15 protein-coding genes are annotated in these 20,696 nt (G+C 65.7%); 12 read left to right on the top strand and 3 right to left on the bottom strand.

Going from position 1 to position 20,696, the window contains the following annotated elements; translation table 11 throughout:
* Nucleotides 1-41: 41 nt before the first annotated feature.
* Nucleotides 42-407, bottom strand: a complete 366-nt coding sequence (locus tag ETX26_RS14480; protein ID WP_225425815.1) for a hypothetical protein — start codon at nt 405-407, stop codon at nt 42-44.
* On the opposite strand from ETX26_RS14480, the gene ETX26_RS09620 reads away from it, so the two are divergent.
* From ETX26_RS09620 to ETX26_RS09670, 11 genes are read left to right on the top strand one after another with little or no spacing between them, the layout of a single operon-like run.
* The gene (locus ETX26_RS09620; protein WP_225425801.1) at nt 309-1,565 is read left to right on the top strand and encodes a putative bifunctional diguanylate cyclase/phosphodiesterase; all 1,257 of its coding nucleotides are present in this window, start codon (nt 309-311) and stop codon (nt 1,563-1,565) included. The two genes, ETX26_RS14480 and ETX26_RS09620, sit on opposite strands and share 99 nt — an antisense overlap.
* Nucleotides 1,562-2,920 (top strand): methyl-accepting chemotaxis protein, encoded by a 1,359-nt coding sequence (locus ETX26_RS09625; RefSeq protein ID WP_129524480.1) that lies wholly within the window; start codon nt 1,562-1,564, stop codon nt 2,918-2,920. The genes ETX26_RS09620 and ETX26_RS09625 overlap by 4 nt, the downstream gene beginning before the upstream one ends.
* Before the next feature lie 50 nt (nt 2,921-2,970).
* The gene (locus tag ETX26_RS09630; RefSeq protein WP_225425712.1) at nt 2,971-4,149 is read left to right on the top strand and encodes an ABC transporter ATP-binding protein; all 1,179 of its coding nucleotides are present in this window, start codon (nt 2,971-2,973) and stop codon (nt 4,147-4,149) included.
* A 34-nt stretch (nt 4,150-4,183) separates the two neighbouring features.
* The gene (locus tag ETX26_RS09635) at nt 4,184-5,206 is read left to right on the top strand and encodes a LacI family DNA-binding transcriptional regulator (RefSeq protein ID WP_165271745.1); all 1,023 of its coding nucleotides are present in this window, start codon (nt 4,184-4,186) and stop codon (nt 5,204-5,206) included.
* Entirely contained in the window at nt 5,206-6,459 is a 1,254-nt protein-coding gene (locus ETX26_RS09640; protein ID WP_129524482.1) for an extracellular solute-binding protein, read from the top strand. Before ETX26_RS09635 ends, ETX26_RS09640 begins: the two co-directional genes overlap by 1 nt.
* Nucleotides 6,456-7,358: a carbohydrate ABC transporter permease gene (locus ETX26_RS09645; protein WP_129524483.1), complete on the top strand. Its 903-nt coding sequence runs from the start codon at nt 6,456-6,458 to the stop codon at nt 7,356-7,358. The genes ETX26_RS09640 and ETX26_RS09645 overlap by 4 nt, the downstream gene beginning before the upstream one ends.
* 14 nt (nt 7,359-7,372) lie before the next feature.
* Nucleotides 7,373-8,167: a carbohydrate ABC transporter permease gene (locus ETX26_RS09650; protein ID WP_225425714.1), complete on the top strand. Its 795-nt coding sequence runs from the start codon at nt 7,373-7,375 to the stop codon at nt 8,165-8,167.
* Nucleotides 8,168-8,181: 14 nt separating this feature from the next.
* Nucleotides 8,182-8,913, top strand: a complete 732-nt coding sequence (locus tag ETX26_RS09655) for a dienelactone hydrolase family protein (RefSeq protein ID WP_165271746.1) — start codon at nt 8,182-8,184, stop codon at nt 8,911-8,913.
* Nucleotides 8,910-10,262 (top strand): GH1 family beta-glucosidase, encoded by a 1,353-nt coding sequence (locus ETX26_RS09660; protein WP_129524485.1) that lies wholly within the window; start codon nt 8,910-8,912, stop codon nt 10,260-10,262. Before ETX26_RS09655 ends, ETX26_RS09660 begins: the two co-directional genes overlap by 4 nt.
* Nucleotides 10,259-11,125 (top strand): endonuclease/exonuclease/phosphatase family protein, encoded by an 867-nt coding sequence (locus ETX26_RS09665; RefSeq protein ID WP_129524486.1) that lies wholly within the window; start codon nt 10,259-10,261, stop codon nt 11,123-11,125. The genes ETX26_RS09660 and ETX26_RS09665 overlap by 4 nt, the downstream gene beginning before the upstream one ends.
* Nucleotides 11,122-13,269: a glycoside hydrolase family 2 protein gene (locus ETX26_RS09670; protein WP_129524487.1), complete on the top strand. Its 2,148-nt coding sequence runs from the start codon at nt 11,122-11,124 to the stop codon at nt 13,267-13,269. Before ETX26_RS09665 ends, ETX26_RS09670 begins: the two co-directional genes overlap by 4 nt.
* A 188-nt stretch (nt 13,270-13,457) precedes the next feature.
* On the opposite strand, the gene ETX26_RS09675 is transcribed toward ETX26_RS09670, so the two are convergent.
* On the bottom strand, nt 13,458-14,969 hold the full coding sequence (locus tag ETX26_RS09675) for a glucoamylase family protein (protein WP_129525332.1): 1,512 nt from the start codon (nt 14,967-14,969) through the stop codon (nt 13,458-13,460).
* Nucleotides 14,970-15,045: 76 nt separating this feature from the next.
* Nucleotides 15,046-18,159, bottom strand: a complete 3,114-nt coding sequence (locus ETX26_RS09680; RefSeq protein WP_129524488.1) for a TonB-dependent receptor — start codon at nt 18,157-18,159, stop codon at nt 15,046-15,048.
* A gap of 209 nt (nt 18,160-18,368) precedes the next feature.
* Between ETX26_RS09680 and bglX the strand changes: the two genes are divergently transcribed.
* Nucleotides 18,369-20,693, top strand: coding sequence for a beta-glucosidase BglX (gene bglX, locus ETX26_RS09685; protein ID WP_129524489.1), 2,325 nt, complete (start codon nt 18,369-18,371; stop codon nt 20,691-20,693).
* Nucleotides 20,694-20,696 lie beyond the last annotated feature (3 nt).

A 20,696-nucleotide genomic window follows, 5' to 3' on the forward strand; every position in this document is an offset into this window, starting at 1 on the left:
TTGCGAGCAAGAACAGGGGTTTGGGGTTCGAACGGGTGACACTAGAGGGGGAAAATCACGGTTTGGCGCCGCGCCTTCTGGTGGTCGCGCCGCTCGTAGTCCTGACGGCGATCTTCGCCGCGATCTGGCTCGCGCTGCTGCTCAGCGATGATTTCCCATTGGCAAGAACCTCTCCGTTGCTCATCGTCGGCGTCGGGACATACGCGATTGCTGTGCTCTTGCTGCTTCGCTTCGGCTTTGCCCATGTCGCGCGGCTCGAGCGGCTCGGCATGACCGACAGTCTCAGCCAGCTTCCCAACCGCCGCGCGCTGCACCGGAACATCGCCGCCGCCGCCGCGGGGCAGGAGATGGCCGTGGCACTGATCGACCTCGACGGCTTCAAGACCGTCAACGACCTCTATGGGCACGGCGTCGGCGACCGCCTGATCAAGGAAATCGCACAGATCCTTCGCCAGCTGTGCGGCAACGACGCGGCGACCTATCGCCTGGGCGGCGACGAGTTCGCAGTGAGCATGGTCGGACCGCTCGCAGGGACGCTGCTCGAAGGCATTTGCCGCGGGTTGATCGAAACCCTCTCGCAGCCGGTGGCCCTCGACGACAGACGAATCCCTATCGGAGCGAGCGTGGGGCTCGCCCGCTGCCCGGCCGGCGCAACGCTGGAGTCCTCCGAGCTGCTGCGCCGCGCAGACGTGGCCATGTACGTGTCCAAACGCGACGGCAAAATGCGCTGCACCTGGTTCAAGGACGAATTCGACCGCAGCCTTGAAGCGCTACGCGATCTCGACAACGATTTGCGCGCCGCGCTGCTCCACGAAGAGTTCCGCGTGCATTACCAGCCTCTCGTCGACTCGCGAACACGCCACATCGTCGCCGTCGAAGCGTTGCTGCGATGGCAACGGCCCGACGGAAGAGACCTCGGCCCCGACGTGTTCATTCCGGTGGCCGAGGAGTCGGGCCTGATCAACGCGATCGGCGCATGGGTTCTGCGCCGCGCCTGCACCGATGCCTTGCGCTGGGGAATCAAGTTGTCGGTGAATATTTCCGCCGCGCAGCTGCGCAACCCGGAGTTTCCTTTCCAGCTCGGTCAGATCCTGGAAGAGACCGGCTTTCCGCCAGAGCGGCTGGAGCTGGAGATCACCGAGACCTGCCTCGTCCTCGATCCGCTCGTGGCCGAACGCAGCCTCGACCTCGTCCGGGGGCTCGGGGTCGACGTCGTGCTCGACGATTTCGGAACCGGCTATGCTTCGATCGGCTTCCTTCGGCAATTCCGGTTCGAGAAGCTCAAGCTCGACCGCTCTCTGGTGGTCGACTCCGCGGTCGACGAGAGCCTGCGGGCGATGATGCTCTCCAGCATTTCCATGGCCCGCGCGCTCAAAATGCGCGTGACCGCCGAAGGGGTGGAGACCGAGGACCAAGCCGCCATGGTGCGCAGCGCCGGTTGCGATCACATCCAGGGCTGGCTCTTCTTCGCGCCCATGCCCGCAGGGGAAGTCGCACAGCACCTCACAGCAGAAGTCCCTCAAGGTGGCACAGCAAAGGCCGAGCCGGGAAGGAAAGTAGCATGAACGCTCCGACGACGATCATCGTGCCCGACGACATGCGCGAAGAAATCGAGCAAGTAGAGCTGAGGCAATCCGCCCCCGCGGCGGCGAACGATACGTTCGCATTGGCGCGCTGGTTCAATGACCGCTCGCTCGCGCGCAAGATCGCGTTTCTCGCCGGCATCCCGCTCGCTGCTCTGACGCTCGTGACGGTGCTGGCATGGATAGCGCTCTCGGCGGATCCGCAAACCGCGTCCACGCTACGCTGGGCGATCGTCGCCGTCGCCGGCGTGGCTGGCGTGCTCTGCCTCGGCGCGATCCGCATCATGCTGGCCGATACCTCGGAGCAACTCGGCACCCTGGCACGCGACATGACCGCCCTGACCGCCGGCTATCGCGATTTTACGATCGATGGGCTCGATCGGCGCGACGAGATCGGCGAAATTGCGCGTGCGTTCGAGGTTTTCGTCAAGTCCGGGGTCAAACTCGACGAGATGTTCGCCAGCCGCCGTGCAGAGCGCGAACGGCGCGAGAAGGAAGTCCGTGCGTTTGCTCGCACGTTCGAATCGAGCGTCGGCGAGGTCGTGTCCGGCGTCGGGGCGGCTTCCGCACAGTTGAAGGCGACTGCCAGTTCCATGGCCATCGCGGCGGAGCAAGGGGCCGCGCAGACCCAGCGTGTGGCCCAGGCGATGGTCGAGGCCTCGTCCGGCGTCACCGCTGCCGCCGCCGCTTCGGACGAGTTCGCCATGTCGATCGGAGAAATCAGCCGTCAGGCCGCGCAATCGGCCGAATTGGCGCGCGAGGCAACCGGCGCGACCCGTGAAGCGAACGATACGATCTCGGCACTTTCCGCGACAGCCGATCAGGTCGGGCAGGTCGTCGAGCTGATCTCGACCATCGCGCAGCGCACCAACTTGCTGGCGCTCAACGCCTCGATCGAGGCAGCACGCGGCGGAGAGGCCGGCCGCGGGTTCGCGGTCGTCGCTTCGGAGGTCAAGGAGCTCGCCTCGCAAACCGGGCGCGCGACCGAGCAGGTGGCGCAGCAGATCCGTGCGATACAGCAATCGACCACTGCGAGCGTGGGCGCTCTGCGCACTGTCGCCGATCAGGTCCAGCAGCTAGAATCGACCGCCGTCTCGATCGCCTCTGCGGTCGACCAGCAGTCGGTCGCAGGGCAGGAACTGGCACGCAATATCGACCTGGCAGCGCGTGGCGCGAGCGAGGTCAAGGCCAACGTGGAGCAAATTCGCGAAACCGCGCTCTCGACCGGCGCGGCCGCCTCACAGGTCCTCAACTCCGCTACGGAGCTCGAGAAGCAGGCCTCCACCCTGCGCAGCGAGGTTGCGCGCGTCATGCAGGTGATCCTCAAACGGAAGTAGGCCCCGGCGCGGCCCACTTCTTTCGCTTTCCCGCACGCACAAGTCGCTTGGTGCGCGGCGCGTCGCGGCGCTATGGCCGCTGCGGCAACGGAACCGACGTTCCGGTTGAGGGAGTGACGCAATTGCCCGGCGCAACGCTATCCCGGGTCGGCAAGAGTTTTGGCGCCGCCGTGCTGTTCGATGGGCTCGACCTGTCGGTGGGTGACGGCGAGTTCGTCGTGCTCGTGGGTCCGTCTGGTTGCGGCAAGTCGACACTGCTGCGGCTGATCGCGGGCCTCGAACGACCCGACAGCGGCGAGATCTGTATCGGCGGGCGACGGGTGGATCAGTTGCCGCCGGGCGAACGCAGTGTCGCCATGGTATTCCAGTCCTATGCTCTCTACCCGCAGATGACGGTTGCGCAGAACATCGCATTCCCGCTGCGCATGGCCGGACGGCCGCGGCCACAGCTCGACGAGAGCGTGACCAGAACGTGCGAACTCCTCGGGCTGGCCGAACTGATGAACCGCCGCCCCGCCGAGCTCTCCGGCGGGCAGCGGCAGCGTGTCGCTATCGGCCGCGCGATCGTGCGAGAGCCCGACCTGTTCCTGTTCGACGAGCCGCTCTCCAACCTGGACGCCGGCCTGCGGGCGCAGATGCGGCGCGAGTTTGCGGAACTGCACGCCCGGCTGGGCACATCGACGATCTACGTCACCCACGACCAGGCCGAGGCGATGGCGCTGGCCGACCGGATCGTGCTGATGCGCGATGGGCGGATCGAGCAGGAAGGCGCGCCCGAGGACCTCTACTGCCGCCCAGCGACCCTGTTCGCGGCAGAGTTCTTCGGCCAGCCGCCGATCAACCGCCTGCCCGGTCGGATCCTGCGCGTCAGTGGAAGCGAAACCGAAATTGCCGTCGGTGATTGCGAAAGGATCGTGCTCGGCGCGCTCGGCACGCCGCTCGCGGCCGGAAGCGAGGTGACGGTAGCCATCAGACCCGAAGCGCTGACGGTGGTGCCGGAAGGCCATATGATCGCGCTGGCCCCGCGCAGGGTCGGATTTGTCGAGTGGTTCGGAGGAGAACGCCACGCGCGGCTCGGCACGGGCGATGCCGCGCTGGTTTGGCGCACCGCAGGCGATCGTGCGATCAAGACCGGCGAAAGCATTCCGCTGCATGTCGCGCCGGAACGGCTGCACCTGTTCGACCGCGACGGGAAAGCCATTCCGTGCACACCATTGCCGAACTTATGAAAACGGTTACATTGATATCGGAGCGAGGGGAGCCATGGTCACGATTCGGGATGTTGCGCGGGAAGCTGGCGTTTCAGTCGCTACCGTCTCGCGTGCGCTGAACGGACACAGCAACGTCACCAAGGCGACCCGCGAAGCGATCGAGGTTGCGGCCAAGCAGCTCAATTTCGTGCCGCACAGCGGTGCGCGCAGCCTTACAAACCGCCAGACCGATACGATCGGCGTTATCCTGCCCGACCTGTTCGGCGAGTTCTTCTCCGAAGTGATCCGCGGAATCGACAAGATCGCGCATGGGGCCGGCAAACACCTGCTGCTTGGCAATATGCACGGCAGCTCGCACGAGACGACCAATGCGATCCGCGCCATGCGCGGGCGTGTTGACGGATTGCTGCTGATGCCGCCGGATTCCACCGCCGAGCTGCTGTCGGAACATCTCGACCCGAACATGCCGACCGTGCTGCTCAACGCCCAGGCGGACGGCAGTGATGTGCCCTTTGTCGCGGTCGACAATTATCACGGCGCGCGCACCATCACCGAGCACTTGATCGCGCGCGGGCGCAAGCGGATCGTTCATATCGCCGGCCCCAAGCACAACCGCGATGCGCGCGAGCGACTGCGCGGCTTCACCGACGCCATGCGCGAGGGTCTGTGTGAGAGGGCACCGGTGATTCTGCCCGGCGACTTCACCGAGAGCGCAGGCCAGGAAGCCGCGCGGCTGCTGCTGGCCGGGCAAGTGCCCGCCGATGCGGTGTTCGCGTCCAACGACGTGATGGCGGTCGGCCTCATGTCGGTGCTCGAAGAGGCAGGCGTCGCCGTGGGCGTCGAGACGCTCGTCGCCGGATTCGACGACATCCCGCTCGCGCGCCACGTCAGCCCCAAGCTGACCACCATGCAGTCGAACATGGCGCAGCTCGGCTCGACCGCGGCGATGCTGCTGCTGCGAATGCTGCGCGGTGAGGAACTGGGCCTGGAACACGGCGTCGTGCTTTCCCCGCGGCTGGCGGAACGCGACTCCACCGGCGGTGCAGCCCTCCGTGCGTCCTCCGACGCGGCGTGATGGACGGCGGGTTCTCGCGGCGCGACCTTCTGGCGGCGGGGATCGCGAGCTCGGCGGCATGCGCACTGGGCGGCTGCCGTCGCGATCGCGGACTGACGTTCTGGGCCATCGGCAACGAGGCGGCGGTCCTTCCGGGCCTTCTGCCCGATTTCGGGCTCGGGTCGCTCGACGTGCAGCCGCTCCCCTGGTCGGGCGCGCACCAGAAGCTCCTGACCGGGTTCGTCGGCGAGGCGCTGCCCGACCTGGCGCAGGTCGGCAATAGCTGGCTTGCCGAACTCGCAGCCCTCGATGCACTGGAGCCGGTGCCGACGGGCCTTGAGCTCGGCACGGACCAGTTTGCGGCGGTCCTCGAAAGCAACCGCATCGACGGGCGACTGGCGGCGGTGCCGTGGTATGTCGACACGCGCGTTCTGTTCTACCGCACCGATCTGTTCGTGCGCGCGGGGTACGACACACCGCCGCTCGACTGGGGCGAATGGAAAGCGGCGCTCGCCCGCATCCGCAGGCAGAGCGCCGGCGAGACCTACGGTGTCCTCCTGCCGCTCGAAGAGTTCGAGCACCTACAGACCATGGCCCTCTCGACAGGCGCGACGTTCCTGCGAGAGAACGGCACGCGCGGCGCTTTTTCCTCGCCTGAGTTTCGGGAGGCGTTGGGGTTCTACAAGTCGCTGTTCGATGAGGGTTTGGCCCCGACCGTCGCTGGTGCGCAGATCGCCAACCGCTGGGCCGAGTTCGCACGCGGCTGGTTCGCGGCCTATCCGTCGGGGCCGTGGATGATCGGCGAGATGCGCGACCGCCTGCCGGCCTCGATGCAGACGCTGTGGGCCACAGCGCCGCACCCCGGACCGGGAGGGCCCGGAACCGTTGCGCCCGGCGGCTCGAGCCTCGTCGTCTTCCGCAACGGCCAACGCAAGCGCGAGGCATGGGACGCCGTGCGCAGGCTCACCGATCCGGCGGCTCAGCTCGCTCTGCATCGCGCGACCGGTGATCTGCCGGCGCGGCGATCCGCCTGGGTCGCCGGCGATCTCGCACGCGACAGCGTGGTCGCTCCGTTCGCGCGCCAGCTCGAACTTGCCCGTCCCCTGCCCAAGGTACCCGAATGGGAGCGCGTGGTTACGGAGATGCAGGTCGTTGCCGACCGCACCGTTCGGGGCGAGTACACGGTGCGCAGTGCCGCTGCCGAGATCGATCGCCGTGTCGACGACATCCTCGCCAAGCGGCGCTGGATGATGGAGCGGGGACGCCTGACATGAGCCGCACCGGTGTCGAGGCCGAGCGGCGCGCCGGGTGGCTTTTCAGCGCCCCGGCGCTGCTCGCGATCGCCCTGTTCTTCGTCCTGCCTACGATCGCCTCGCTCGCGCTGAGCCTGACCGATTTCGACATCTACGCCCTCGCCGACATCCGTAACCTGCGCTTCGTCGGGCTCGACAACTACGCCGCCCTGCTTGCCGATCCGCTGTTCTGGACCGCGCTCGGCAACACGCTGTGGTTCGTCGTTCTCGGCGTGCCTCTGGTGATCGCCATCTCACTCGCCGCGGCGATCCTCGTCAACGAGCGCATGGTCGCCTGGCGCCCGGTCTGGCGGGTCGTCTTCTTCGCGCCCTATGTCGCGACGCTAGTGGCCGCCGCTGTCGTATGGAAGTACCTGCTCCACACGCGCTACGGCCTCGTGAACTACGCGCTGGATACGCTTGGGTTACAGCCGGTCGACTGGCTCGGCGACCCGCGATGGGCGATCCCCGCAATCACACTGTTCGTCGTGTGGAAGAGTTTCGGCTACGCCATGCTGATCTTCCTCGCTGCATTGCAGACGGTGCCGCGCGAACTGGACGAAGCAGCGCGGATCGATGGTGCCGGCTGGTGGGCGCGGCTGCGCCACGTGACCCTGCCCGCGATCGCGCCCGCCACCGGTCTCGTCGCGATCTTGACGATCGTGGCCATGTTCCAGCTCTTTGCCGAGCCGTACGTGATGACCGAAGGCGGCCCGGCGCAATCGACTGTCACCGTACTCTACCTGATGTTCGAGGAAGGCTTCCAGTGGTGGAACCTCGGGACCGGTGCGGCGGTCGCGGTCGTGCTGTTCGTCTGCATCCTCGCCGCGGCGCTGCTGCCGGCGCTCGCGATGCGTCTGTTGCACGTGCGCAGGACATGAAGGCCGGGCACGCCATGACCGCGCTTGTCGCGCTGTTCGCGGCAATCACGCTTGCGCCGCTGCTGTGGATGATCTCGGTCAGCCTGATGCAGCCCGGCGATGCCGGCCAGTTCCCGCCGCCGCTGATCCCCGCCGAACCGACTCTCGCCAACTATCGCGAGCTTTTCGCCGCGCAGGGCATGGGCGTGTTTCTGCTCAACAGCCTCCTCGTCTCCACCCTCGCGACGCTGCTCGCGCTGCTATTCACCGTCCCTGCCGGCTACGCCTTCGCCAAGCTGCGCTTCGCGGGGCGGACGGCCACGGTGCAGACGCTGCTCGCGCTGCTGCTGATCCCGGGACAGATCGGCATGCTGCCGCTGTTCCTCGAGCTCAAGGCCATGGGCCTCGTCAATTCCTACGCCGGCGTCCTGGTCCCGTGGCTTGCCGGGATCATCGGGATATTCCTGGTGCGGCAATTTGCGCTCTCGATTCCCGACGAACTGCTGGAGGCGGCGCGGATCGACGGCGCGAGCGAGTGGGACGTGTTCCGCCACGTCGTGCTGCCGATCCTGCGCCCCGCGGTTGCGACACTGGCGCTGTTCGTCTTCCTCGGGAGCTGGAACGACTTCATGTGGCCCCTGATCGTGCTGTCCGATCAGGACCTCTACACCCTGCCCGTCGCTCTCGCCTCGCTGGGGCGCGAACGCGCGCAGGACATCGAATTGATGATGGCCGGCTCGGTGGTCACCACTGTGCCGGTGCTGCTGCTGTTTCTGGCGCTCCAGCGCCAGTTCATCGGCGGATTGCTTGCCGGGAGTGTCAAAGGATGAATTGGGTTCGTTTGTTGCCGCTGGTCCTTCTGCTGGGGGCCTGCACCGGATACGACGCCGTCGCGGCGACGCCGCCCCCGGCGATGAAAGCCGGGCAACACCCGCAGCCGGCGGTGGAGGAAGGCGGCTACGTCTATCAGCTTCACCTCCCGCCCGGCGTCGCGACGGCCGACGAGGACGCGCGCTGGCCGCTGATGATCTTCCTCCACGGCTCGGGCGAGCGGGGCAGCGATGTGGCCAGGATCAAGATCCACGGCCCACCCAAGGTCGCCGACCGACAGACGGACTTCCCGTTCATCCTCGTCTCCCCGCTGCTGCCGGCCGAGGAGGACTGGGACATCGCCAAGCTCGACGCGATCGTCGATCATGTCATGGAAGCGCTCCCGGTCGATCCGGCGCGGGTCTATCTCACCGGCCTCAGCCGGGGCGGCCATGCGACCTGGCGCTGGGCGGCGGCGGAACCGAAGCGCTTCGCCGCGATCGCGCCGGTCGCCGGGCGCGGCGATCCCGCCACCGCCTGCGCGCTGACGGGCACACCGGTCTGGGCCTTCCACGGCGACCGCGACGACGTGGTGACACCCGAGGGCAGCTTCGCCATGGCCCGAGCGATCCGCGCCTGTGGCGGGCATCGGAGCCGCCTGACGATCTATCCAGACCTCGGCCACAACGCCTGGGACCCGGCCTACGACGACCCTGCGCTCTACCTGTGGCTGCTGTCGCACCGCGTCGAGGAGCAGGGCCGATGAGCGGCTTTCCCGAAGGCTTCCTGTGGGGCGCGGCCACGGCGGCCTATCAGATCGAGGGCTCCCCGCTCGCGGATGGGGCGGGGGCCAGCATCTGGCACCGCTTCACCCACGACCCGCGCCTGATGATCGCCACCGGCGATACCGGCGACGTCGCCTGCGATCACTACAACCGCATGGAAAGCGACGTCGAGCTGATGAAGCGGCTCGGGTTGCAGGCCTATCGCTTCAGCGTCTCGTGGAGCCGCGTGCTGCCCGAAGGCACCGGCCGCGTGAACGAGGCTGGGCTCGACTTCTACCGCCGCCTCGTCGACCGCCTGCTCGAAGCCGGGATCGAACCCTTGGCAACCCTCTATCACTGGGACCTGCCCGCCGCGCTCGACGACCGGGGCGGCTGGCTCAACCGCGAGAGCGCGGAATGGTTCGCGGAGTACGCCGCCGTCATGTTCGGGGCGCTCGATGGCAAAGTGAAGAAGTGGGCGACACTCAACGAGCCGTGGGTGGTGGCCGACGGCGGCTATCTCAACGGCGTGCTCGCGCCGGGCCACCGCAGCATCTTCGAATGCGCGATCGTCAGCCGCAACCTCATGCGCGCGCATGGCCGCGCGGTGCAGGCCTACCGCGAATGCGGCGCGCACGAGGTCGGGCTGGTCATCAATATCGAACCCAAATACCCGGCTAGCGACAGGCCCGAGGACCTTGCCGCCACGGCGCGCGCCGACGCCTATATGAACCGCCAGTACTTCGACCCCGCGCTGCTCGGCACCTGCCCGGCGGAGCTCCGTGAAATCTACGGCGAGGCGTGGGAGGACTGGTCGGCCGAGGATCTGGCGCTGTGCTGCCAGCCGGTCGACTTCGTCGGCATCAATTACTACACCCGCAGCGTCGTGCGCGCGTCGGACACGGCGTGGCCGCTGTTCGCGGAACACGTCGTCCAGGAAGGGGCGCCGCATACCGAGACCGATTGGGAAGTCTTTCCCGAAGCGATGACCCGCACACTGCTCTGGTTTCGCGAGCGGTACGGCGACCTGCCGGTCTACATCATGGAGAACGGCGCCGCCTTCTCCGATCCCGCGACCAGTGAAGCCGACGGCATTTTCGACGAGGATCGCTGCCAGTACCTTACCGAGCACATAGCCGCGGTGCGCGATGCGATCGCAGCGGGGGTCGACATCCGCGGCTACATGGTCTGGTCGCTGTTCGACAATCTAGAATGGGCGCTCGGCTATGCCAAGCGCTTCGGAATCGTCCACGTGGACTACGAGACGCTCGCACGCACGCCCAAACGCAGCGCAGCACTCTACCGCGAGATTATCGCCAGCAACGGTACCGAACTGGAGCGCGCAGCATGAAACATCTCCTCACCCTCCTCGCCGTCGTTCTGCTCGGCGCTTGTGCGCATGTGCCGGCCGAACCCGCCGGCAGCGCGCCGATCCGCGCGATGACGTTCAACATTCGGCTCGACGTCGCCTCCGACGGCGCAAACGCCTGGCCGCACCGCAAGGAGATGGTGGCTGCCGTTATTCGGCGCGAGGGGCCGGACTTACTCGGCATGCAGGAGGTCCTGCTCCATCAGAAGCAGTATCTCGAAGCGGCGCTGCCCGAATACACCTTCGTCGGCGTCGGGCGCGACGACGGGGCCCAGGCAGGAGAGTTCTCCCCACTCGGCTGGCGCAATGACCGTTTCACGGCGGTGGATTCGGGCACGTTCTGGCTCTCGCCGACGCCCGAGGTGGCCGGCAGCAAGGGGTGGGACGCCGCCCTGCCCCGCATCGCGACGTGGGCTGTCCTGCGCGACCTGCGCAGCGGCGAGACGATCCGCGTGCTCAATACGCATTTCGACCATGTCGGCATGGCCGCGCGGGCCAATGCCGCGCGGATGATCGTCCAATGGGTCGCCGCGGGCAGCGCGCCCGCGATCGTGATGGGGGACTTCAACGTCAAGCCGGGCGCCGAGCCCTACCGCATCCTCGCCGACACCGCGCGGAGCGGCCTCGCCGATTCACGCTCGATCAGCAGCCCCCCACCCTACGGGCCCCCGGGGACCTTCACCGGGTTCGACATCACGGCCGCAGCCGACGGGCCGATCGATCACATCTTCGCGACGAGCGAGTTTGCGGTGACGGGGCACTCGGTCGTGACGCAGCATTGGGAAGGCCGGCTACCCTCCGATCACTATCCGGTCATCGCCGATCTGGCTCTGGAGGCCGAATGAGTCGTCTGTTAATCCTCCTGCTTTCGTCGATCCTGCTGGCGGCCTGCGCGACAGGCTCCGTTCCCCCCGGCGACCGCTTCGTCCGCGAAACGCGTGACCTGACCGAAAGCTGGAGCTTTCGCTACGACGACGACTGGACGCCCGAAGCGGCGCTGGAGGCGACATCTTCCGCCTGGCAGCCGATCACCTTGCCGCACACCTGGAACCAGCTCGGCGAGTATCGCATCGGTCGCACCGACGCGACCGACAACCGGCAGGGCAAGGGCTGGTACCACCGAGTGATCGATGGGCGGCAGCTCGACCCGGACAGACGTCACGTGCTCGAATTCGATGCCGTCGGCAATGTCGCCGACGTGTGGCTCAACGGGCGGCATCTTGCCCGCCATGCGGGAGCCTTCACGCGCTTTCGTGTGGATTTGACCGGCACGCTCGACTTCGCCGGCGAGAACGTGCTGCTGGTCCGCGCCGACAACAGCGATCCGCGACCGGGCAGCCCGACGGAGCACGTCATCCCGCTGCTCGGCGATTTTTTTGTTCACGGCGGCATCTATCGTCCGGCGCGGCTGATCTCGGTACCGAAGAGCCACATCGACCTTGGCGACTACGGCGGCCCGGGCGTCTACGCGACGCCACGCATGCTCGGTGACGGCAAGGCCGAGGTCGAGGTGCTCGTGCGGCTCACCGGCATTCGCGACGGGCAGGAGCTCGCGGTGGCGCTAAGCGATGCCCGGGGCAAGCTTGTGGCGGCACGGACCGTCGACCTTGGAAACGATCAGGAGGAGGCGCGCCTGACGCTCTCCGTCGCGAACCCACAGCTCTGGGACGGCCGCGCGGATCCGCATCTCTACCGGCTCGCGGCCACTCTGCACGAGAACGGCAGGACGCTCGATCGGGTCGATGAGAGTGTCGGCATCCGCACGATCCGCTTCGACCCGGATCGTGGCTTCTTTCTCAACGGCAAACACCTTCCGCTACGCGGCGTCTCCCGGCATCAGGATTACCTTGGGCAGGGCTGGGCCCTTTCGCGGGAGGATCATGAACGCGACATGGCGATGATCGCCGAGATGGGCGCCAACAGCGTGCGCGTGGCGCACTATCCGCAGGCGGAGGAGTGGTTCGACCTCGCAGACCGCTATGGAATGATCGTCTGGGCCGAGGTCCCGTTCGTCAACAAGATCAGCTTCGCCGATGCCGAGGCCGCCCCGAAACTGATCGCGAACGCGCGGACACAGATGATCGAGATGATCCGCCAAAACTACAACAGCCCGGCGATCGTCACGTGGGGGATCGGCAACGAAGTGGACATCGATCTCGCCTTCGGTCGGCTGGGGCCGAAAGCCGACGCCCGGCCGCTGCTGCGCGAACTGAACGCGTTGGCCCACCGGGAAGATCCGACGCGGCCGACGGTGATCGCGGACTGCTGTGAGGCGACGCCGGGGGACAAGGTCGACTACCTGCCGGTGCTCACGGGCGAGTCCGATCTGATGGGCTACAACCGCTACTTCGGCTGGTACTACGGCGAGGTCGACGACCTGGGCCCCCATCTCGACATGCTGCACGCGCGCCACCCCGACGTTCCCCTGTCGATCAGCGAATACGGCGCAGGCGGCGCACTAACCCAGCACAGCGATGATCCGGAAGGGCGGCCGACCAACGTCACCGGTCGGCCCCAGCCCGAGGAATTCCAGTCCTGGTGGCACGAGCAGACCTGGCCGCAGATTCGCGAACGTCGCTATCTCTGGGGAAGCTGGATCTGGAACATGTTCGATTTCTCCAGCCGCATCCGCAAGGAAGGCGATGCGACCGATATCAACACCAAGGGGCTCGTCAGCTACGATCGCCGGACGCGGAAGGATGCGTTCTTTTACTACAAGGCCCAGTGGAGCGACGCCCCGGTAGTGCACGCGACGTCGCGCCGCTTCGTCGAGCGGGCCGATCCGGTGACACGGATCAAGGTCTACAGCAATGCCGATCGCGTCGAGGTCGCGCTCAACGGGGAGGCGCTCGGCAGCGCGCCGTGCGTCGACCGCGTGTGCACGGTCGAAAACGTTCGCCTCTCGCCTGGCCTGAACACCGTCACGGCGCGTGGCAACTTCCCGACCGGCGCCGTGAGCGACACGGTGGAATGGCGGCTGGGCAGTTAGCGCATAAGCACATCGTCCCTGTCATTTCGCACCGATCGGCGTCGGCAATGTCCGCGCCAGGAGCGGCACGGCAGTCAGGGCGAGCATGCGCCCATGCGAGCGGGCCTTCCCGACCGCGCCTCTGCAAAGGCACACCGGTCCGTGCCGGACGATGGACTTGAACTTCTACGCCCCCGGGGAGGCGGCGGCTATTCCGCTGCCGCTCCTTCCAGCCAGCCGCCGGTGAAGCCGAGGCGCTCAAGGCCGCGACGGATATGCGGGTTCTTGCGCATCGTGCGCCACACCAGGCCGCTGCGGTGGTTCTCCATCATGGCGAGGATCGGGCCCTGGTCGATGCCGATGTAGTCCCGCGCGATCCAGCCGAGCTCGGGATCGACGGTGCCGCTGGGGCTGCCCGTGTCGATGAAGGTATAGCTGGGATTGAACGCGTCCTTGAAGCCGTACTTCGTGTAGAGCTTGTTGCCGTAAGCTTCGCGCATGTTCATCAATGCGTCGATCGCCACTTCGGGCGCGAAAGGCACCGAACCGCCCGTCGCGGTCGGGACGATCGTCCCGTCATCGACCACGCGCTCTTCGCTCACGCCCCGCGCGGAATAGCCCATGAAGGTCCGCGGTTTGCCATTCACCACCCGGCCGTTTGCCGCACCGGTCGGCCCGTCGGAAGCTGTCCAGCCCCAGATGTCGGCCGAGTAGCCGACCCAGTCGTTCGGATTATCAGCACCATAGGCGCGTTGGCTCAGCGTCGCGCGGCGGCTGTTCTCGAAGTAATCGATGCCCTTCCCGCGCATGAATTCGTCCTGGATGCCGCGGAAATCGACCCAGACGTGGCTGTACTGGTGCCCGAACAACGGCTCGAACTGCAGATGCTCGTAGCCGTGGTAGGTGCCCCAGTCCTTCTCCAGGTTCGCGGCCCACCCGGTATCCCAGGCGTCCTTCCCGATCGGATGCGTCGGCGATCCGGCGGCGAGGATATAGACCAGCATGCCTTCGTTGTAGCCGACCCAGTCGTGCGTTCCGAAGTCGCCATTCTCCCCGCGCTCGGGATACCAGCCCATCGCGATCGCCTTGCCGCTGCCGCCATTGGCGGAGGGGATGTCGCTGTTCTCGCGCTGGACGAAAGTCCAGTCGACGCGGCGGTAGATCTTTTCGGCGAGATCGCGGATTTCCGATTCCACCGCAGTGTCGCGGTCGAAGTAGCTCTGCGCGAAGAGCACGCCGCCGAGCAGCAGCGAGGTGTCGACCGTCGAAAGCTCGGTCTTGCCGCGACGCGTGCCGTCTTCGTTGGTGAGAAAATGGTAGAAGAAGCCCTTGTATCCCGTGTTGCCCGAGACCTCCGCCCCCTGCGGCGCATTCCAGTAGAACTCCAGGCAGTCGCGCGTGCGCTGCGCGGCTTCCTCACGCGTAACATAACCGCGTTCGGCGCCGATGCCGTAGGCCGTCAGCGCGAACCCCGTCGCCGCGATTGAGGAGAACGGATTGCTCGGCCAGCGATCGGGCGCGAGGCAGCGCTGTGTGTCCGTGGTTTCCCAGAAATAATCGAACGTACGGCGCGAGAGCTGCTCGGCGAACTCCGCCTGCGTGAGCTGGGGCAGCGTTGCAGCGGAATTCTCCGTCACTCCGGCAGGAGGCGGCGTGGCGATAGACGTGCACCCGGCCAGCGCCAGAAGCGGCAGCGCAAGCGATCCGAGACGGAAGGTCATCATAGCTCCCAAAGTCAGGAGGGCGCCCGGTCAAGGGAGGAGGAGGGGATGACCGGGCGCCCGAACAGTGTGACGATCAGAACGAGAAGCCGGCGGAGAACTTGATCGTGCGGGGTGGATTGCCCCCAACGCCGAAGCCGGTCCGCTCACCATAGATCGTGGGCGAGCTTTCGGTCCGTGTGTCGTCCGCCGGATTGTTGTTGAAGTTGGTGTAGTTCCGATCGTTGAACAGGTTGATGATGTCGACCCGGAAGCGGACCCGCGACTCGTCGCTCAGAAAGCTCATTGGAATGTACTTCGTGAACGCCAGGTCCATCTGCCGCCGGCCCCAACGATCGCCATTGCCGTCCTGCCAGATGCCGACGATCGTACGTTCGAAAGGATCGGAGAGATTGCGGAATGCCTTCATATAACGTGGTGATTCCAGCGTGAACTTCGCTGAAAGCGCAGCCTCGAACGGCAGGTCGACACTACCCGCAGCGACGAAGCGGTGGCGCGGCACGCCCGATGAGGTCAGAACAGGATAATCTTCAATCGACGGATAATCGAGCGAGAAGACTTCGCCGTACTGACGGTTCTCCTCCGCCTCCGTATAAGTGTACGTCGCGCTAAGGCTCCAGGGCGAAGACGGCGAATAGTTCTTGGTGAACTTGAGGTAGGCGGAATCGGAGCTGGTTTCGAGCCCATTGTCGCCAAGGATCAGGTTACCGTAACCGGGAGGGCTGAAGCTCCACGGAGTCTGCGGCGTCTCGCCGGGCGCGGGGTTCGGCTGGAAGTACGAACCGTCCGGCCGGCGGTTGCCGAGCAGGAAGACGAAGCCATCCTTGCTCTCGACGTGCGTGTACCCGGCTTCGAGTTCCACCTGCTCGAAGCGCGTGCGCAGGCCCAGGCTGAACTGGTCCGAATAGGGCATCTTCAGATCGTTGTTGATGAACCGCAGTTCACTGCCCCCGCCGGGAGTGCTCTCGGCCAGCTGCGCCAGCCCTTCCGGCGTCAGGTAGATCGGATCCCACGGAACGCAGGTCGGCGAGGGGTTGCATTCGTTGAGCGGATCGCCCGTGTCGAAGTTGAATGTGCGCGTGGTGAACGAACCGACGCTGATCTCCTGCTGGAGGAAATCAAACTGGTTGCGGTCGTAGGAACGGCCGTAGCCGCCGAACAGCACGAACCGCGCCTCCTCGTCGAGTTCGTAGCTGAACCCGACACGTGGCTGGAACGCGCCCATGAACGGCTCGCGCTCGCTGCCGGTCGAGATGTAATCGTTGATGTCGTAGTTGGCGTTCGCGAGATTCGGATAGAGAGGCTCGCCCGTAGCAGGATCGAGCGTCTGGCCCGTTACGAGATCGACGACGTCCTGATCGTGGGCGAAGTCGAGGTACGCCGGCGTCTTCTCGTAGTCCCAGCGAATGCCGAGATTGAGCGTCAGGCGATCGGTAACCTCCCAATCGTCCTGAATGTAGACGCCGAACTGGAAGTTGTCGGATTCGATCTGCGATTCACCGAAGCCGCTCTCGTATCCGAACTGGACGCGATAGGGGATCACGTCGTTGAACGTGATACCACCACCGGGATTGAAGGCGACGTTGTAGGTGTAGGTCGGGTTCAGGTTGTTCCGCTGAAGCGAGTTCAGCGTTACCCACTTCGCCTTTATGCCAGCCTTGATCGTGTGCCGATCGAAGCCGGTGTAGGTGAAGTCGTTCTGGATGCCCCAGCCTTCCTGCCCCTTGTTCTGATAGTTGGAGCTACCTCCCACATGGAGGAGATTGCCCCGCTCCGTTTCGGCGGGATCTTCCGCTCGGGGCGCGGCATAAGCGAACAGGAACGACGGCTCGAATAGTGCAGGCGTGGGCGCCCATTTCACGTCTTCATAAGTGAGCTTGAGGTCGTTGACCCACGTGTCCGCGCTATGCTCCCACCGCGCGGTGCCCCGCAGCTCCTCGGTATTGACGAGACTCCGCCTCGAAAGGGAGTTGATACCTCCCGCCACATTCTCGCCCGTCTCGTCACGATACTTCACTGAGAACTCGACAAGGTCGGAATCACTCGGAGAGATGTCGATCTTCCCGAAGTACAGGTTCTCATTGAAGGTTTCGTTGGTCGTTCCGAAGGCGTCTCGATATTCCTCGGGAAAGAAGCTCGGCTCCCGCCCAAGGCCGGGGGTGATGTCCACCGGTCGCTGGATGCGCTTGCCTTCATAAGCGACGAAGAAGTGCATGACATCCTTGATGATCGGACCACCCAGTGATCCGCCGAACTGCATGTCCTTCGTCTCGACCTTCACGCCATCGTCTTCGTATAGCTCCGACGGTGTCGGGTCGCGCAGGTCCTGGTTGGTAAAGTCGAAAAAGCCTTCACCGTGGAATTCGTTAGTGCCCGATTTGGTGACCGCGGTGATCGCGACCGAACTCACCTGATCGAACTCCGCCTTATAGTTGGAGCTAATAACGCGGTACTCGCCGATGGCGAGCTGGGGGAAGGGGTTGCCGGGCGAGGAATCCTGACCGGTGATGCCGTTCTTGAGGACGTAGTCCTTCTGTCCCACGCCATCGATGAAGACGTTGACCGTACTGCTGTCCTGTGCACCCCCTTGCAGGCGCGACTGACCGTTGGCACCCGTCACGAACATCACGCCCGGCGCGAGGTCGGCAAAGGCCAGGAAGTTGCGGTTGTTCTGCGGAAGCTGCTCGATCAGGCGCTGGGTGATGTTGACGCCGACTTCGCCGCCTTCCATCGTGCGGATCCGGTCGGCAGTGACGAGGATTTCCCCGCCGGTCGAACCCGGCAGTTCCTCACCACCGGCAGGTGCGGTCTGCGGCGCAGCGAGATCAAAGTCGAGCACCGCGTCCTGCGCCACCAGAAGCGTGAACTGATCGGTCTGCCGCACGCCGTCGGCCGTCGTGATCTCAAGGCGATAGATGCCGGGACGTAGAGAAGCGAATTGATAGCTGCCATCGGCGCCGACCGTGGAGATACGACGGATGCCGGTGTTCACCTCGATCGCGGCGACCTGCGTTACGCCTTCCACGCCCGTGATCCGGCCGCGCAGCGAGGCAGTCGATTCCTGCGCATGCGCCGGTGCGACCATGGCGAGCGACATGGCACCGCCGGCGACGCCGAGAGCGAGCGCCGCGGCGAGCTTGCGGCCGACGCCGATGCGGGTGTTGCGGGTGCGGGATTGGGTATGCGGCATGTATTCCTCCCCATAAGCGGCCGCGCTTTCAGCACGATCCGACAAGCTGCTCACGCGGCAGGGGCCCATCGCCCACTGCCGAATCAAAATTTGCAAAGGTCTTGTAACCGGTTTCATATCGCCTGTATAGCCTCCCCACACAGGCCGATTCTGGTATTCGTTCAAGAGCTACGTCCGCGGACTAGGCGGGCGGGCGCGGGGAGAGAGACATGATCAAAACAGCCCGAATCCTGCTCGCCGGCGCCGCGGCGATGGCGCTCGCCGGGTGCGCAACCGCCCAGGCTCAGCCAGCCGCCACGACCACATCCACGAACGCCGTGCCGATCAGGCAGGCAGAGCCCGAATGGGCGCGCCTCGACCCCGAGATGGACGCATTTCTCGACGAGCTGATCGCGAAGATGACGCTGCAGGAGAAGGTCGGCCAGCTCACCCTGCTGACCAGCGATTGGGAGTCGACCGGCCCCACCATGCGCGAAGGCTACAAGCAGGATATCGCTGCGGGCCGCGTCGGCGCGATCTTCAATGCCTATACCGCCAAGTACACGCGCGAGCTGCAGCAGATGGCGGTCGAGGGCACGCGGCTCGGGATCCCTCTGCTGTTCGGCTATGACGTGATCCACGGCCACCGCACGATCTTCCCGATCTCCCTCGGCGAAGCCGCAAGCTGGGATCTCGAGGCAATCGAGAAGTCGGCGCGCGTGTCTGCGCAGGAGGCGTCGGCGGAGGGTATCCACTGGACGTTCTCGCCGATGGTCGACATCGCGCGCGATGCCCGCTGGGGGCGAATCTCCGAGGGTGCCGGAGAAGACGTTTTTCTGGGCAGCGAGATCGCGCGGGCCCGTGTGCGCGGTTATCAGGGAGAGGATCTCGGCGCGACGGACACCGTGCTCGCAACCGCCAAGCACTTCGCCGCCTACGGGGCAGCGCAGGCGGGCCGCGACTACCACACGGTCGACATTTCCGAACGCACGCTACGCGACATCTACCTTCCCCCGTTCAAGGCCGCGGTGGACGAGGGCGTTGCCACGTTCATGACCTCGTTCAACGAGTACGATGGCATTCCCGCGAGCGGCAGCAAATTCCTGCTCACCGACGTGCTGCGCCACGAATGGGGCTTCGACGGGTTTGTCGTAACCGATTACACGTCGATCAACGAGATGGTCCCGCACGGCTATTCCAAGGATCTCGTCCAGGCCGGCGAGCAGGCTATCGACGCCGGGGTCGACATGGACATGCAGGGCGCGGTGTACATGGAGAACCTCGCCAAGTCGGTCGAGGAAGGGCGTGTCGACATCGAACGCATCGACGAGGCCGTGCGCCGCATCCTCGAGATGAAGTACCGCCTCGGCCTGTTCGAGGATCCTTACCGATATTCCGATCAGGCGCGGCAGGACGCGACGCTCTACAGGCCAGACTTCCTGGAAGCCGCGCGCGACGTAGCGCGCAAGTCGATGGTCCTGCTGAAGAACGAAGGCGACGCCCTGCCGCTGACTGCGCAGGCGCAGTCGATCGCCGTGATCGGCCCGCTCGGCAACAGCAAGACCGACATGATCGGCAGTTGGTCCGCGGCCGGCGATCGGCAGACGCGGCCTGTTACCATCCTCGAAGGCCTGCAGGCACGCGCCGGCGAAGGCGTGACCGTCGAATACGCGAAAGGCGCGAGCTACGCCTTCGAGGACGAGGGCGAGACCGACGGCTTCGCCGAAGCGATCGCACTGGCGGAGAAGGCCGACGTGGTGATCGCCGCGATGGGCGAACGCTGGGACATGACCGGCGAGGCCGCCAGCCGCACCTCGCTCGACCTGCCCGGCAACCAGCAGGCCCTGCTCGAGAAGCTGGTCGCGACGGGCAAACCGGTAATACTCGTCGTGCTGAGCGGGCGGCCGAACACGATCACCTGGGCGAACGAGAACGTGCCGGCGATCCTGCACGCCTGGTATCCCGGCACGCAAGGCGGCCATGCGGTCGCGGACGTGCTCTTCGGCGACTACAACCCGTCCGGCAAGCTGCCGGTGACCTTCCCCCGCGTGGTCGGCCAGTCGCCGATCCACTACGACATGAAGAACACCGGCCGCCCGATCGAGCTCGGTGCGCCGGGTGCGAAATATGTCTCACGCTATCTCAACACGCCGAACGATCCCCTGTATCGCTTCGGTTACGGCCTCAGCTACACGACGTTCGGCTACTCGCCGGTCACGCTCTCGGCCTCATCGATGGGACCGGAGGGATCGATCACCGCGAGCGCGACGATCACCAACACAGGTGATCGTGCCGGTGAGGAAGTCGTGCAGCTCTACGTCCGCGACCTCGTGGGTTCGGTGACACGGCCGGTGCAGGAGCTCAAGGGCTTCGAGAAGATCATGCTCCAGTCAGGTGAGGCGCGCGCCGTCAGCTTCACGCTGCGGCCCGAGGATCTCGCTTTCACCCGCGCCGACATGAGCCACGGGTGGGAGCCTGGCGAGTTCCAGCTCTGGATCGCGCCCTCCTCCGGCGCGAAGGCGAGCACGCCGGTCACCTTCACGATCACGGAGTGAAGA

The sequence above is a fragment of the Pelagerythrobacter rhizovicinus genome (genome assembly GCF_004135625.1).
In the GTDB taxonomy this organism is placed as follows: domain Bacteria; phylum Pseudomonadota; class Alphaproteobacteria; order Sphingomonadales; family Sphingomonadaceae; genus Pelagerythrobacter; species Pelagerythrobacter rhizovicinus.